Origin of the sequence: Bacillus cereus group sp. MYBK101-2 (assembly GCF_051918845.1) — a bacterium.
GTDB lineage: Bacteria > Bacillota > Bacilli > Bacillales > Bacillaceae_G > Bacillus_A > Bacillus_A paranthracis.
On sequence record NZ_JBQAIE010000003.1, the window covers coordinates 224,987 to 238,341 of the forward strand.

The window sequence follows — 13,355 nt, forward strand, 5'->3', positions numbered from 1 at the left end:
AGTGATAAAATGGCTAATTTTGAAGATTTTTTAACTTTGGATGTAAGAATTGGAACTGTAACACACGCAGAGGAATTTAAAGAAGCGAGAGTTCCAGCGATTAAACTAGAAATTGATTTTGGGGAGCTTGGAATGAAGCAGTCAAGTGCTCAAATTACGAAGAGATATAACCCGGACGATTTAATTGGTCAGCAAATCGTTGCTGTTGTAAATTTCCCGCCAAAACGTGTAGCTGGATTTAAATCAGAAGTGCTTGTTTTAGGAGGAGTACCTGAAGCTGGTGATGTTGTATTACTGCAGCCTAATATGGAATTACCAAATGGAACAAAAATTAGTTAATGTAAAGGCGGGAGAACATGGATATTGGACAAGAATATTTACAATGTGCCATTTCCAATTTTAAAGCAACAAAGAAACAAGGGGAACGGGTGCTTTCACAATTATCATATGAACAGATTGAATGGTCTTCTCATGAAGAAACAAATAGCATAGCAATCATAATTAAGCACTTGCGCGGTAATATGCGTTCTAGATGGACGGATTTTTTAACATCTGACGGTGAAAAAATAGATCGTAACCGAGATGCTGAATTTGAAGGTGGTTATTCTTCTAAGAAAGAGGTACTCGCAGCATGGAATGAAGGTTGGGAATATGTTTTTAAAACGATGAATGCACTAACGTCAGAACATTTATTGCAGACGGTATATATTCGCGGTGAAGCACATACTGTCATGCAAGCAATTGAAAGACAAATTTCTCATTATGCTTTGCATATTGGACAAATGATTTACATTGGTAAAATGTTAAAAGAAAATGAGTGGGAATGTTTAAGTATTCCTAGAGGAAAGTCTAACTTTCATTTAGAGAAAAAACGTTCAACATAATAATAGGAAAGAAACCGATATAAAATTGGAAGTAAGAAAACAAGCCAAATGATAGATGGCTCTACAGTCATAAGAATGCTACCAACAATCAGCCCATATATAATAAGAAAGAAATTAATAAGTGTATTCACAGGGATAAATCGTGAGAGAAACACTTGCTGTCGTTTAAAACAATCAATATGAAATACATAAAAGCGGAAGTACCATGTGGTAGTAATAAGATCTTTCTTTCGCGTAATTCTTTTTTTGCATGTATGACAGATGAACGGTGGTTGCATTTCATTGCGCTCCATTTTTTATATTTGTAATAATGTAGGACAAAAGTAGGTATAAAGTGTATATCCCTATATACGCTCCTGATATAAGAAAAAATGGATTTAGTAAAATCCCATGGATACTTGTCATAAAAACTAAGTCTTGTATTAAAACATCATATATATGAATAGAAATGATTGTACCGAGTGCATAAAGTGCTAGATATGCTGAAATATGTAACGCAACACGGATGGTAGGATGCTTAGCAAGCCAATAAAAAATAAATGATAGTACAACGGGTAGTGTTCCTATTAGTAGTTTCAATTCATTTCACCTCATTAACAATATAGCCTGAATTTAGACGGTCTATTCTCTAGAGCTTGTACATAACTTGAAATAGAGAGGTGATAGTATGAATCGAGGCTTTTTTTATGTGAAATTCACGAGTGTACGTAAGTTAGTATTATTTATTATTGCTACAGTACTAGCGACTTTTTTTCTTATTAGTATGATGGTAACCTCTATGAAAGAGACAAAGTCAAAGTATTTATATAATTGGTTAAATGAGTTATCAATGAATGGTTACATGTACGTTCTTGGGAAAGAGAATCATTATTTTACACAGGAATATCGAAATTTAAATCAAGATTTTTCAATATCTTCGTTTCTCTTTTCTATGGCTACGAATATTCGTTTTAACGATGTACGCAGTTTTGTCGGTAAAGAGCTACCTGGTTTCGGTAAGTACGATACAGAAATTGTTATTGCGGGTGAAGGAACAAATTATTCTAACTTGCCTATAGAGTCGAGCGTTCCACTTGAAGAAGTAGTAAAAGAACGGACTGGAGAAGGTGGACAGGCTCAAAAGCCGGATACGAATAAAGAGAAAAAGCAACCAGCTCAAACGACAGGAAAACGACAAGTTGCATTTATTTATCATTCGCATAGCTGGGAATCTTATTTGCCATTATTGAATTTAACAAATGATCCAAATCCGAATAAAGCCACAAGTTCCGTAACGAATATTTCAATAGTCGGCGACCGATTTCGTGAACAATTAGCAAATGAAGGAATCGGAGCAACTAACGACAAGACTGATGTTGGGCAAAAGTTGATTAGTAAAGGATTAAATAGCAATAGTTCTTATAAAATGTCACGGGAAATTGTACAAGAAGCAATGGCCGGCAATAAAGAATTACAATACTTCTTTGATCTACATCGTGATAGTGCTCGGAAAAATGTCACGACAAAAATAATCGGTGATAAATCATATGCGAAGCTTGCGTTTGTAGTAGGGAAAGGTAACAAAAACTATGAAAAAAACTTGCAATTAGCAACGGCATTACATGAGACGATTAGTAAGAAATATCCAGGCGTTAGTCGTGGTGTCATTCAAAAAGGATTCCAAACAGGAAATGGTGTCTACAATCAAGATTTGTCAGGACAAGCGATATTAATTGAAGTTGGTGGGGTAGATAATACAGAGGAAGAACTAAATCGATCGATTGATGCGCTAGCTAAAGCGTTTGGTGAATATTTCTGGCAGGCAGAAAAAGTGAATGGATAAAGTGAAACAGAAATGAATGCGAGAGTCTGAAAAAACGTGAGTGGAAAGCTTGCGTTTTTTGTAATTAATGATGCGTCACAGAATAGACATAAATTGTCGTTGTTATAGTAATATCGAAATTTGTCAAATTATACTGGGAGATTTATAAAGGGATTTTCGGGAAAGTAGAGAAAATCTTTTTACAAGGAAAGCTTTTTATTATGAAACTGGTAGGGTGATTGAAGTGATTAGGGAAATCCAAATAGAAGATGCAGCATCATTTTTGCAATTAAGTAAGCAATTAGATGAAGAAACGAAATTTATGTTATACGAACCAGGAGAAAGAAAATTTACAGCCAAGCAACAAGAACAAATGATTCATCGCTTTATAGAAAATAAATATACAACAATATTCGTAGCAGTTGAAGAAGAGAGAATAGTAGGATTTATTTTAGTGAATGGAAATCATATTCAAAGAAAGCGACATGTAGCAAGTATTGTAATTGGTATTTTGCAAGAGTATAGCGGGCGAGGTATTGGGACTAGATTGTTTAAAGAGGTCGAGAAGTGGGCAAGATTACAAGATATATGGCGTTTAGAATTAACGGTAATGGCCCACAATACAAGAGCTCAGGCACTATATAAAAAAGTTGGATTTGAGAAAGAAGGTGTCAAAAGAGCTTCTCTTATTATCGATGGAGAGAACATCGATGAGTATGAAATGGCCAAATTATTAAAATAAGAGGTCGTTATATGAAAAAAAGATGGATACTACTTGGTATCGTAGCGATGATACTCATTGTTGGAGTAGCAGGAATTAATTATAAAATGTATAAGGATAAGCAGGCGCGCGAGGTAAATGTAAATAACATATTTCCGAAAGCGAAAGAAACGATTGCGAATATGGATGGGGATATTGCGGTAATTAGTAATCCGAATTCGATGCTTGTGCTTGTGAATAAAAGTAGGCGTTTACCAGATGGGTATAAACCGCCAGATTTAGTTATTCCGAAAGTGCGCTACTCAAGTGAAGGTGATCAAGAAAAGAAAAAAATGAGGAAAGAGGCAGCTGGTGCGCTTGAGGAAATGTTTCAGCAAGCGGATAAGGAGCGTGTTTTCTTATTTGCAGTTTCTGGATTTAGATCTTTTGATCGACAAAAAGCGTTAAATACAATGTATAAAAAACAAGATGGAGAAGCAAAAACAGCAATGTCGAGTGCAGTTCCTGGAACGAGTGAGCATCAAACGGGGCTTGCTATGGATATTACATCGCAATCTGCTAAGTTTCAGTTAGAGACAATTTTTGGTGAAACGAAAGAAGGGCAGTGGCTTTCTGAAAATGCCCATAAATTTGGTTTTGTCATTCGATATACGAAAGAGAAGGAGTCGCTTACTGGTTATCGATATGAACCATGGCATGTGAGGTATGTGGGGAATCCACAAGCTACATATTTATATGAAAATCAACTCACGCTTGAAGAAGTAGCGCAGTGAACAATTGAGGGGAGAGAAGGGTTATGACGGTGTTATATAATAAAAAAGTACACGCATATGTGACAAGAGAAAAAGAAGGAGTTATGCAACTGCTTGTTTTTAAACATCGTGATATACCTGAAGCTGGTATACAAGTGCCAGGGGGAACAGTTGACGAAGGGGAAACGCTAGAAGCAGCGATTTTACGTGAAGTACAAGAAGAGTCTGGGTTACGTCATTTATGCATAGAACGATTCCTAGCTGATTACATCATACATGTGAAAGAAAAAAAGGAATATCAAAAACGTCATTTCTTCCACGTAACATTACTAACAGATGTAAAGGATAGTTGGGAACATATTGTAAGTGCCGGTGAGGAAGATGAAGGCTTAGTATTTTGCTACGAATGGATTGATATTGCGAAATACCCTGAATTAGCAGGGAAACAAGGTGAGTTTTTACATTTGTTAGATGAAGTATACGCACAGTAATAAAAGAGTCTGAAACGTAAATTCATTCGTTTCAGACTCTTTTTATTTTTCAGGAAATAAAAGGGTTTTATATTAGTGAGTTGAATTCTATTAAAGGAATTGAAGTTGTATATGCGAGGGGCGGAGAAAATGAAAAAGTAATAGAGTCATGTTATTAATAAAAGGACTTATAGAAGGAGAATGAAAATGGAGATGCAGTTCAATGCACTATTACACAAAGAATTAACAATTTATGATATACAAGCAATGATGGAAGCTGGGCAATTAACTTCAAAAGAATTAGTTATGTATTACCTTCATAGAATCGCAAAGTATGATCAAGACGGACCGAAAATCAATTCTATTTAATATTCCATCTTTTCATAGAGAATGGAGCTGGGGAGTATCGCTCTATGAACTAAAGCATAGTTTAGATAACTATCTTTCGAAATTACCTTCTACTATTCCAGTACATTCTATTTCAGAGTTAATGGAGTTTAATGAAAATATAGCAGAAAGGGCTTTGAAATATGGACAAACTAAGTTAGAAAGAAGAAAAGATTTTCCTAATACGTTAAGAAATCCAGAGTATTTGAATGCGAGATTAGAAGATATATATTTTTCACAAGAACAAGGCATTGATTTTGCACTGGAAAAATATAATCTTGATGCGATTCTGTTCCCTTCTTATATAGGCTCCACTATATGTGCGAAAGCAGGTTATCCGTCTATAGCAATACCTGCGGGATATATGGATAGCGGGAGACCATTTGGAATTACGCTTGCAAGCACTGCTTTTCGTGAGGGGACTTTAATTAAACTCGCATACGCTTTTGAACAAGCGACAAAGCATCGGAAATCTCCTAACTTATCATAAATAAATAGGGCAGGAAATCCTGTCTTATTTATTTTGTTCATTAAAGTGACATGTTTTTTTGCTTTGTCTTATCATATTTTAATAAGTTAAATGATAAACAAGCAGAGCACAATATAAGGATTGAAGCGAGAATATAGATTGTACGAACACCGAACAAATCGGTAATAATGCCAACACTCAGCATAGAAAGGCCAGAAGCTGTTGAGAGAAGAGCGCCGTGAGCTGTATACATCTTTGATAATAAAGATGGAGCAACGCTGGATTGTAAAACAGTTGTTTGAGAAATATCTCTAATTTGGTAACATGGGCCCATTAGAATGCATAGGAATAGCGCAATAAACCCGCTACTTGTTATACCATATAAAAATGTAAGAATACTAAACAGAAGAGAGCCTATCGCCATAGAGCGTATTAAATTGTTTTGAATGTATGTACTCATTTTCCACGCTAATAGACCGCCAATTAACGTCCCAACATAATAACTTGTATTAATAAATCCCCACCATTCTTCTCCGTTATGAAGGACAGTTGTTACATAAGCCATCGTAATAGCACCGATCCATATCGTCCCTGCAAAAGTTTCAATTAAGTCCATACATGTAACAGTACGGAGAGAAGGGTTTTGAAATAAGAGCTTCCAACCTTCCAATAAAGTATCACCTTTTGAAGAAGAAGGCTCTATTACTCGTTCAGTATGTATGGATCGTAATGAAAAGTGTAGTGCAACACATCCGAAAATCATCAAAATATTATTCATCATGAGTGTAGAAGAAGCACCGATAAGAAGCACAATAACACTTGTAAATGAATAAGCAGCGGCTTGGGCAATTTGTGTGGAAAAGGAAAAAATACTATTTACTTTTACTAATTTTTCTTTCGGTGTAAGGCGCGGAAGAATACCGTATAGTAATGGAGCGCTCCAGCCACTACATAATGAAATGAAAAAAATGAAAATGAATAGTACTACAATGTTTGTGGAAAGGACCGGGAATAATATCATTAATAAAAATAATAGAGCAGTTTTTATCCATTGTAGTGTAAACAGTAATGAATAAGATGGAAAACGATTCATTATAAGTGGTGCAGATGTATTTGCTATAAGATTAGTTATGACTTGTAATAATGGAAAAAGAGCAGTTAATGTAGCTGATTTCGTTGTGATATACATATGAGTTGTAATAATCATTATGTATACGATGTCTGCGAGAGTAATGCATATTTTCGATCCTAAATAGTAAGTCAATGAACGTTTTTGCAATAAGTACACACCCTTTCTGGGGAAAATATGACAGTAGTTATAATAATTATAATTTGAAAAATAAATTTTGAAAGAATTAAATTTTTTGTCACTTTTTGAAAGGGATTTTCATGTATAATGAAGAATATATTAATATAGTATTTTAATAATACTCATTGTAACAGTGAAAATGTACAATAGCTTGTAGTAAGCGCCCGCGTATGAGAAAGGGCGGATAAACCATTCTTTTCTTCATATACATATAGAAAATGAGAAAGAAAGTGAGGGTTGCATATGGCTGCTTGGGTAATTTGGTTTATAATAGCTGGTATTTTATTTATTGCGGAAATGTTGTCGATTACATTTTACATGCTTTGGCTTGGAATTGGAGCTGTTGTCGGAGGTCTTATTGCTTTGTTTGTTCCTGAAGCACTACTGTTACAAGTTATTGTTGGTGCGATTGTAAGTTTAACATTGACTTTCTTTACGAAAAGAATTTCAAAAAACTTTCGAGAAGCAAAAGGTTTTACTGATACAGTAGATATGCTTGCAGGTAAAAAAGGGATTGTTATGCAAGCGATTACAAATGAGGCGAACGGCATTGTGAAAGTGGATGGAGATACTTGGACAGCTATTGCAGATGATCCAATTGATGCCGGAGAAAAAGTTATTGTTATAAAGAGGCATAGTACTATATTACAAGTAAAAAAGGAGAGTGAATAAATATGGTAGCATTAACGTTAACGATTATTTTTGCACTAATTGTTGTTACATTTATCGCATTAACAATTAAAATTATTCCACAGCAAAAAGTTGGAGTCGTTGAAAGATTTGGTAAGTTTCAGCGCGTTATGCAGCCGGGATTAAATTTATTAATTCCGATTGTGGATCGCGTTCGCGTATATCACGACTTGCGTATTCAACAAACGAATGTACCACCGCAGAAGGTAATTACGAAAGATAATGTACAAGTGGAAATTGATACGATTATTTTCTATCAAGTCGTTGAACCTGAACTTGCGACATATGGTATTTCGAACTATGAATATGGTGTTCGTAACATTACTTCAGCAACGATGCGTCAAATCATTGGTAAAATGGAACTGGATGAAACGTTATCTGGTCGTGAAAAAATTTCAACTGAAATTCGCTTAGCGCTTGATGAAGCAACAGAAAAATGGGGCGTTCGCATTGAACGTGTTGAAGTTGTCGATATTAACCCGCCAAAAGATGTGCAAGCGTCAATGGAAAAACAAATGAAAGCAGAACGTAATAAACGTGCGATCATATTAGAAGCTGAAGCTGCAAAACAAGATAAAGTCCTTCGTGCTGAAGGGGAAAAGCAAAGTAAAATCTTAATGGCTGAAGGGGATAAAGAAGCACGTATTCGAGAAGCAGAAGGTATTAAAGAAGCAAAAGAATTAGAAGCGCAAGGGGAAGCAAGAGCGATTGAGGAAATTGCGAAAGCAGAACAAAATCGAATTGAATTACTTCGTGAAGCAAATTTAGATGAGCGTATACTTGCTTACAAATCATTTGAATCATTAGCTGAAGTTGCGAAAGGGCCAGCAAATAAAGTCTTTATTCCATCTAATGCAATTGAAACACTGGGTACTCTCGGGGCAATTGGAGAAATCTTTAAAGAAAAACAAGCGAAGAAACTGCCTTTAAATAATACAGAAAAAGAACAATAAGAGTGAAAAAGAGAAATGGGATGCCATTTCTCTTTTTTATTATAGAAAATTCAGAGTATGATATAATGGAATTTTTCGGATATTAAAAAAGGGAGTGAAGAAACATGCAAATACTACTAATACGCCACGGAGAATCAGAAGCTGATATTTTAAACGTACATGAAGGACGAGCTGATTTTGAATTAACAAAAAAAGGAAGAAAACAAGTGCAAAGACTTGTACAGAAAGTGAAAGCAGATTTTCCGCCAGATTTCATTTGGGCAAGTACATTAAAACGTGCTCGCGAAACTGGTGAAACGTTAGCAGAAGGAATTGGGTGCCCAATTCAATTAGAACAGGAATTAATGGAGTTTAATAATGGAGTGCAAGCAGGTCTTTCATTTGAAGAAGCTAAGAAATATCCAGAGCCAAAGTTTCTTCATGACCGATTTGAAAACGGGGAATCATTTATTGAATTTAGAATGAGAATAGAAGGCATCTTTTCTAAAATCGTAATAGAGAATACATATAACCGAATTGCAATTGTTGCACACGGTGGTGTAATAAATAGTCTATTACGTGCGTTTTTCAAAATGCCAATTTCAATGGACTATTATTTTAAAATAGGAGATACGGGAATAAGCTTAATTGAAATTGACGGTGAACAAAAAACGGTACATTTTATTAATGATACGAATCATTTGCACGGGATGTAGAGAATTATGTACAAAGTTGTATTTTTCGATGTTGACGGTACACTTTTAAGTGAGATTGATAGAAGTATGCACGACAGCACAAAGGAAGCGATACGAAGATTAATGGATAAAGGGATTCACGTAGTTGTTACTACAGGGAGACCATATAGCTTATGTTCGCAATTTAAAGAGCTGGGCATACATACAATTATTTCTGCAAATGGTGCACATATTAAGTGTGAGGAAACGGTTCTACATAAATCAGTACTTTCAAGTGAAATCGTTCATGATATCTCAGAGTTTGCAGAATTACATGGTCACGGTGTTTCTTATTTTACAGAGGATTTTTCAATGAACGGAATAGCCTCGGATAATGAGCGTGTAATGCAAGCGCTTAGCGAGACGTTGAATTTAGAGAAGTATCCAGAAAAAAGCAGGGATTTGTCAGAAGAAATCTATTGTTTATGTCTGTATGCAGATGAAATAGAAGCTCAAAAATTTCTTAAAAGATATCCGATGCTTACATTTGATCGTTTTCATAATTACGTTATAAATGTATTGGAAAATAGTAAAGTATCGAAGCTAACTGCAATTCAAAAAGTATTGGAGCATTTAAATATTTGTAAATCAGAAGCGGTTGCTTTTGGTGACGGTAGAAATGATATTGAGATGTTGCAGTATGTAGAATTAGGTATTGCGATGGGGAATGCTGGAGAAGAGTTAAAAACAAGAGCTGATTTTGTTACAAAGAAGGCGAGTGAAGGTGGTATTTTATTTGCCTTAGAGAAGTTTCATATCGTCTAACATACCTTTATTGAAATAAAGGTATGTTAGGATCTTTTATATGCTCACATAGTAAAATATGAACTTGTCCACGATGATGATAAAAGTGTGTAACAATTTCCAGCAACCATTCAAAGCGTGAATAAGAAATACCCCAATAAGCAGTCTTAATTTCTGCTAATTGTTCATTGGAATAAGATAAAAAAGTTTTAGAAAGTAAATCGTAGCCCTGTATCATCGTTTGTTGTATTTGCATAATTGTTTCGGGTGTTTGTTCTTTATAGAAAGTATGTAGCTCTTTTTCTGTAATACCATTTAAAATGAGTAAATCAGCATGGCAAATAAGAGAAAGATGTGCACACATTTCAAATAATGATCGCTTCGAGTGAATTGGTTGTATTTTTAATTCGTCTTCTTTATATTGGTTAAGCATTTGAATAGAAGTATCGACAGCAACTTTAAGTTGATGCAATGCAGATTGTACAAACATTGTAATTCTCCTCTTCTCCGTATATAATAGTTTCTTGAGGGTATTATATCGTACTCAAAATTCCGAAAATTCTAGTAGTTTGACTAGCATATTGAAAAGTATTATATTGTAAAAGGTCATATGAAACGTGAAGTAGAATGGAATGCAATTATTGAGTTAGGAGTTAGACCAATGAGTTTGAAATATGGAAGAGATACAATTGTTGAAGTTGACTTAAATGCAGTAAAACATAATGTAAAAGAATTTAAAAAACGTGTGAATGATGAAAATATTGCAATGATGGCTGCTGTAAAAGCAAATGGGTATGGCCACGGAGCAGTTGAAGTTGCGAAAGCTGCTATTGAAGCTGGAATAAACCAGCTTGCAGTTGCATTTGTAGATGAAGCGATAGAGTTAAGAGAAGCAGGAATTAACGTGCCGATTTTAATTTTAGGCTATACGTCAGTAGCAGCTGCGGAAGATGCAATTCAGTATGACGTTATGATGACTGTTTATAGAAGTGAAGATTTACAAGGTATAAATGAAATTGCAAACCGTCTTCAAAAGAAAGCGCAAATTCAGGTGAAAATTGATACAGGAATGAGTCGCATTGGTTTACAAGAAGAAGAGGTTAAACCATTTTTAGAAGAATTAAAACGTATGGAGTATGTAGAGGTAGTAGGAATGTTTACACATTACTCTACGGCAGATGAAATCGATAAATCATATACGAATATGCAAACAAGTTTATTTGAGAAAGCTGTCAATACAGCAAAAGAATTAGGAATTCATATTCCATATATTCATAGTTCAAATAGTGCAGGTTCAATGGAACTTAGCAATACATTTCAAAATATGGTTCGTGTCGGTATCGGAATTTATGGAATGTATCCTTCAAAAGAGGTAGATCATTCAGTTGTTTCTCTGCAGCCTGCGTTGTCGTTAAAATCAAAAGTAGCCCATATTAAGCATGCGAAGAAAAATCGCGGTGTAAGTTATGGGAATACGTATGTAACGACTGGTGAAGAATGGATTGCCACTGTACCGATTGGTTATGCTGATGGCTATAATCGTCAGTTATCTAATAAAGGGCATGCATTAATAAATGGAGTTCGAGTACCTGTTATTGGCCGTGTTTGTATGGATCAGCTCATGTTAGACGTTTCCAAAGCAATGCCAGTGCAAGTAGGAGACGAAGTAGTATTCTACGGTAAACAAGGTGAAGAGAACATCGCAGTAGAAGAAATAGCGGATATGTTAGGTACAATTAACTATGAAGTTACATGTATGTTAGACAGAAGAATCCCGCGAGTGTATAAAGAAAATAATGAAACGGCTGCTATTGTAAATATACTAAGAAAAAACTGAATCGTTATGATTCAGTTTTTTTTATTTTTGACAAATGAAAAATGCTCTGTTTGTACCGTGTGATTGAATGTCCTTAAAACCTACGGATTCTAGCGAAGAAATTATTTCTTCATTGGAATAACAAGCTTCTTCAAAAGAAAAGTCACTTCTTGTCCAATTATTATCTATGTCATGTTGAAATAGTATAAAGTTCATGACTGCTTTTTTATTGTCATTATCATATGTAGAATCGATTGTACAAACATATTCCGTTTCTGAAATGTGAAAGGACGCGCTCCAGTTTTCTAGAAAACCTTTTTCCATATTCATATCAAATACGAATGTACCCTCACTATGTAATATAGAATAAACATTACGAAAAACACTTTTTAATTCATCTAATTTTAAAATATGGTTTAAGCTATCACCAGTAGAGATAACATAGTGAAATTGCTCATTTATATTGAAATAACGAGCATCATCGACAATAAAGGTTGCGTCTGGCGCGTTTTGACGTGCATATTCGATCATTTGAGCAGAACCATCTATACCAGTTACTACAAAAGAATTATCAATTAATTTCTTAGTAAAGTGACCAGTCCCGCAGCAAAGATCTAAAATATGAGAATGTGGTGGTGCATATTCTAAAACGAGTTTTTCAAAAAGTAGATAAGCCTGTTCAGCATAATGCCCCCAATGTTTATTATAAATGGATGCGAAAATATCATAATCAGAATAAATTAGCTTTTTAGACATATGTATTCACCTCAAAATTCATTACATTATAATAGTCATGCTTCATTTTCATTTCAAAACCACATTGCTTATATAATTTTAATGCGTGGTTATTTTTCGTTTCGACGTCTAATTCAATTGTTGGAACTCCTTTTGTAATAAGGATATGTACCATGGACGTAAGAATATCTTTACCATATCCTTTACCTTGATAGGAAGGATGAACGGCGAATCCTGATAGTATAGTAGATTGCTCTTGTTTAGAAATTGTAATTGTTCCTATCACTTTTTCATCGATAAGAGCACAATACACTTGATGAAAAGGTGAATTCATCATTTTTTGTAACCATATAGAGGTATTTTCTACTGAATCTTCAAAGGCTTGACTGGAAAGATCAATAAGATCAAGAAGTGATTCTGAAGATGCAAGAGTGAGCTGTATAGTATTCTTTGGTGGTTTTTGCACTTCTGTTGCTTGGAACTCCATACTATATTCACTATATAAATAAGGTAACTTCATATGCTTTGCAAATTCTTTCCCAGAAGCAGACTCTCCATTCATAATAAGAAGAGCTTCGTCTGCCCCTCTTAATCGTATTTCTTGCATTGCGGTTTGTAAAAGAGTAGTACCTATATGTTGTTTCCTATAGTTCGGATGAACAAAGCCTAATAACTCAAGTTTGGTAGGTCTTTCAAAGTCATACATACTTAATGCACCGGCTAATTGAGTATCGTCATAGAGTAAAAAGTCATGTATCTCTTCTTTATTACGAGCAGTTAAAAAGTTTACATGTAAATCTGACGAGTAATCAATTTGATCGTGTTGCCCGCAAATATGAGCTAAATCTTTCATTTGCTGAATTTCGTTTACTGTTAAAGATTTCTTTCGTTCAATATTCATTTCACAATCC

The 13,355-nt window shown here is 34.7% G+C and carries 18 protein-coding genes and 1 pseudogene; 13 read left to right on the forward strand and 6 right to left on the reverse strand.

Annotated elements, in window-relative coordinates:
• The first annotated feature begins 9 nt into the window (after nt 1–9).
• Together csaA and ACTFSI_RS10325 are read left to right on the forward strand one after the other, a co-directional pair.
• Nucleotides 10–339, forward strand: coding sequence for a chaperone CsaA (gene csaA, locus ACTFSI_RS10320; protein WP_044790769.1), 330 nt, complete (start codon nt 10–12; stop codon nt 337–339).
• Nucleotides 340–356: 17 nt separating this feature from the next.
• Nucleotides 357–884 (forward strand): DUF1572 domain-containing protein, encoded by a 528-nt coding sequence (locus ACTFSI_RS10325; RefSeq protein ID WP_000351072.1) that lies wholly within the window; start codon nt 357–359, stop codon nt 882–884.
• Here the strand turns inward: ACTFSI_RS10325 and ACTFSI_RS10330 are convergent.
• Both ACTFSI_RS10330 and ACTFSI_RS10335 read right to left on the reverse strand, forming a co-directional pair.
• The gene (locus tag ACTFSI_RS10330) at nt 857–1,162 is read right to left on the reverse strand and encodes a permease (RefSeq protein WP_138322116.1); all 306 of its coding nucleotides are present in this window, start codon (nt 1,160–1,162) and stop codon (nt 857–859) included. The genes ACTFSI_RS10325 and ACTFSI_RS10330 overlap by 28 nt on opposite strands.
• A 1-nt stretch (nt 1,163) precedes the next feature.
• Nucleotides 1,164–1,463 carry a hypothetical protein gene (locus tag ACTFSI_RS10335; protein WP_000770750.1) on the reverse strand — a complete coding sequence of 100 codons (300 nt, stop codon included), beginning with the start codon at nt 1,461–1,463 and terminating at the stop codon, nt 1,164–1,166.
• 88 nt (nt 1,464–1,551) lie between these two features.
• Here ACTFSI_RS10335 and spoIIP point away from each other — a divergent pair, with 88 nt between their 5' ends.
• The 6 genes and pseudogenes from spoIIP to ACTFSI_RS10365 all read left to right on the forward strand — a co-directional run.
• The gene (gene spoIIP, locus ACTFSI_RS10340) at nt 1,552–2,706 is read left to right on the forward strand and encodes a stage II sporulation protein SpoIIP (protein WP_440045372.1); all 1,155 of its coding nucleotides are present in this window, start codon (nt 1,552–1,554) and stop codon (nt 2,704–2,706) included.
• A 223-nt stretch (nt 2,707–2,929) separates the two neighbouring features.
• Nucleotides 2,930–3,427, forward strand: coding sequence for a GNAT family N-acetyltransferase (locus ACTFSI_RS10345; RefSeq protein ID WP_044790771.1), 498 nt, complete (start codon nt 2,930–2,932; stop codon nt 3,425–3,427).
• 11 nt (nt 3,428–3,438) lie between these two features.
• Nucleotides 3,439–4,179 carry a M15 family metallopeptidase gene (locus ACTFSI_RS10350; RefSeq protein WP_044790772.1) on the forward strand — a complete coding sequence of 247 codons (741 nt, stop codon included), beginning with the start codon at nt 3,439–3,441 and terminating at the stop codon, nt 4,177–4,179.
• Nucleotides 4,180–4,202: 23 nt separating this feature from the next.
• Nucleotides 4,203–4,649, forward strand: a complete 447-nt coding sequence (locus ACTFSI_RS10355) for an NUDIX hydrolase (protein ID WP_044790773.1) — start codon at nt 4,203–4,205, stop codon at nt 4,647–4,649.
• Nucleotides 4,650–4,835: 186 nt separating this feature from the next.
• Nucleotides 4,836–4,997 (forward strand): hypothetical protein, encoded by a 162-nt coding sequence (locus ACTFSI_RS10360; protein ID WP_000425813.1) that lies wholly within the window; start codon nt 4,836–4,838, stop codon nt 4,995–4,997.
• Nucleotides 4,996–5,505 (forward strand): annotated as a pseudogene (locus ACTFSI_RS10365) (amidase); the annotation flags it as partial. The gene ACTFSI_RS10360 and the pseudogene ACTFSI_RS10365, both read left to right, overlap by 2 nt.
• A 40-nt stretch (nt 5,506–5,545) precedes the next feature.
• Here the strand turns inward: ACTFSI_RS10365 and ACTFSI_RS10370 are convergent.
• Nucleotides 5,546–6,763, reverse strand: coding sequence for an MFS transporter (locus ACTFSI_RS10370; protein ID WP_138322114.1), 1,218 nt, complete (start codon nt 6,761–6,763; stop codon nt 5,546–5,548).
• A gap of 273 nt (nt 6,764–7,036) precedes the next feature.
• Between ACTFSI_RS10370 and ACTFSI_RS10375 the strand changes: the two genes are divergently transcribed.
• The 4 genes from ACTFSI_RS10375 to ACTFSI_RS10390 all read left to right on the forward strand — a co-directional run bounded on the left by ACTFSI_RS10375 (nt 7,037) and on the right by ACTFSI_RS10390 (nt 9,914).
• Nucleotides 7,037–7,465, forward strand: coding sequence for an NfeD family protein (locus ACTFSI_RS10375; protein WP_000741988.1), 429 nt, complete (start codon nt 7,037–7,039; stop codon nt 7,463–7,465).
• Nucleotides 7,466–7,467: 2 nt separating this feature from the next.
• On the forward strand, nt 7,468–8,436 hold the full coding sequence (locus tag ACTFSI_RS10380) for an SPFH domain-containing protein (RefSeq protein ID WP_000226261.1): 969 nt from the start codon (nt 7,468–7,470) through the stop codon (nt 8,434–8,436).
• A gap of 104 nt (nt 8,437–8,540) precedes the next feature.
• A complete protein-coding gene (locus ACTFSI_RS10385) occupies nt 8,541–9,131 on the forward strand; it encodes a histidine phosphatase family protein (RefSeq protein WP_001166471.1) in 591 nt (196 codons plus the stop codon).
• Between the two features lie 6 nt (nt 9,132–9,137).
• Entirely contained in the window at nt 9,138–9,914 is a 777-nt protein-coding gene (locus ACTFSI_RS10390; protein WP_000278943.1) for a Cof-type HAD-IIB family hydrolase, read from the forward strand.
• Nucleotides 9,915–9,921: 7 nt separating this feature from the next.
• Here ACTFSI_RS10390 and ACTFSI_RS10395 read toward each other — a convergent pair whose 3' ends face one another.
• Nucleotides 9,922–10,383, reverse strand: coding sequence for a DinB family protein (locus ACTFSI_RS10395; protein WP_000498022.1), 462 nt, complete (start codon nt 10,381–10,383; stop codon nt 9,922–9,924).
• 171 nt (nt 10,384–10,554) lie between these two features.
• On the opposite strand from ACTFSI_RS10395, the gene alr reads away from it, so the two are divergent.
• Nucleotides 10,555–11,730, forward strand: coding sequence for an alanine racemase (alr, locus tag ACTFSI_RS10400; protein ID WP_041184210.1), 1,176 nt, complete (start codon nt 10,555–10,557; stop codon nt 11,728–11,730).
• Between the two features lie 21 nt (nt 11,731–11,751).
• Here the strand turns inward: alr and ACTFSI_RS10405 are convergent, their stop codons facing one another.
• Together ACTFSI_RS10405 and ACTFSI_RS10410 are read right to left on the reverse strand one after the other, a co-directional pair.
• The gene (locus tag ACTFSI_RS10405) at nt 11,752–12,465 is read right to left on the reverse strand and encodes a class I SAM-dependent DNA methyltransferase (RefSeq protein WP_138322113.1); all 714 of its coding nucleotides are present in this window, start codon (nt 12,463–12,465) and stop codon (nt 11,752–11,754) included.
• Nucleotides 12,458–13,345, reverse strand: a complete 888-nt coding sequence (locus tag ACTFSI_RS10410) for a GNAT family N-acetyltransferase (protein WP_001019756.1) — start codon at nt 13,343–13,345, stop codon at nt 12,458–12,460. Before ACTFSI_RS10410 ends, ACTFSI_RS10405 begins: the two co-directional genes overlap by 8 nt.
• Nucleotides 13,346–13,355 lie beyond the last annotated feature (10 nt).

Bases quoted from the DNA above. Each gene is read 5' to 3' on its own strand.
- csaA (WP_044790769.1), top strand. From the start codon at position 10: ATGGCTAATTTTGAAGATTTTTTAACTTTGGATGTAAGAATTGGAACT.
- ACTFSI_RS10325 (WP_000351072.1), top strand. From the start codon at position 357: ATGGATATTGGACAAGAATATTTACAATGTGCCATTTCCAATTTTAAA.
- ACTFSI_RS10330 (WP_138322116.1), bottom strand. From the start codon at position 1,162: ATGCAACCACCGTTCATCTGTCATACATGCAAAAAAAGAATTACGCGA.
- spoIIP (WP_440045372.1), top strand. From the start codon at position 1,552: ATGAATCGAGGCTTTTTTTATGTGAAATTCACGAGTGTACGTAAGTTA.
- ACTFSI_RS10350 (WP_044790772.1), top strand. From the start codon at position 3,439: ATGAAAAAAAGATGGATACTACTTGGTATCGTAGCGATGATACTCATT.
- ACTFSI_RS10355 (WP_044790773.1), top strand. From the start codon at position 4,203: ATGACGGTGTTATATAATAAAAAAGTACACGCATATGTGACAAGAGAA.
- ACTFSI_RS10360 (WP_000425813.1), top strand. From the start codon at position 4,836: ATGGAGATGCAGTTCAATGCACTATTACACAAAGAATTAACAATTTAT.
- ACTFSI_RS10375 (WP_000741988.1), top strand. From the start codon at position 7,037: ATGGCTGCTTGGGTAATTTGGTTTATAATAGCTGGTATTTTATTTATT.
- ACTFSI_RS10380 (WP_000226261.1), top strand. From the start codon at position 7,468: ATGGTAGCATTAACGTTAACGATTATTTTTGCACTAATTGTTGTTACA.
- ACTFSI_RS10385 (WP_001166471.1), top strand. From the start codon at position 8,541: ATGCAAATACTACTAATACGCCACGGAGAATCAGAAGCTGATATTTTA.
- ACTFSI_RS10390 (WP_000278943.1), top strand. From the start codon at position 9,138: ATGTACAAAGTTGTATTTTTCGATGTTGACGGTACACTTTTAAGTGAG.
- ACTFSI_RS10395 (WP_000498022.1), bottom strand. From the start codon at position 10,383: ATGTTTGTACAATCTGCATTGCATCAACTTAAAGTTGCTGTCGATACT.
- alr (WP_041184210.1), top strand. From the start codon at position 10,555: ATGAGTTTGAAATATGGAAGAGATACAATTGTTGAAGTTGACTTAAAT.
- ACTFSI_RS10405 (WP_138322113.1), bottom strand. From the start codon at position 12,465: ATGTCTAAAAAGCTAATTTATTCTGATTATGATATTTTCGCATCCATT.
- ACTFSI_RS10410 (WP_001019756.1), bottom strand. From the start codon at position 13,345: ATGAATATTGAACGAAAGAAATCTTTAACAGTAAACGAAATTCAGCAA.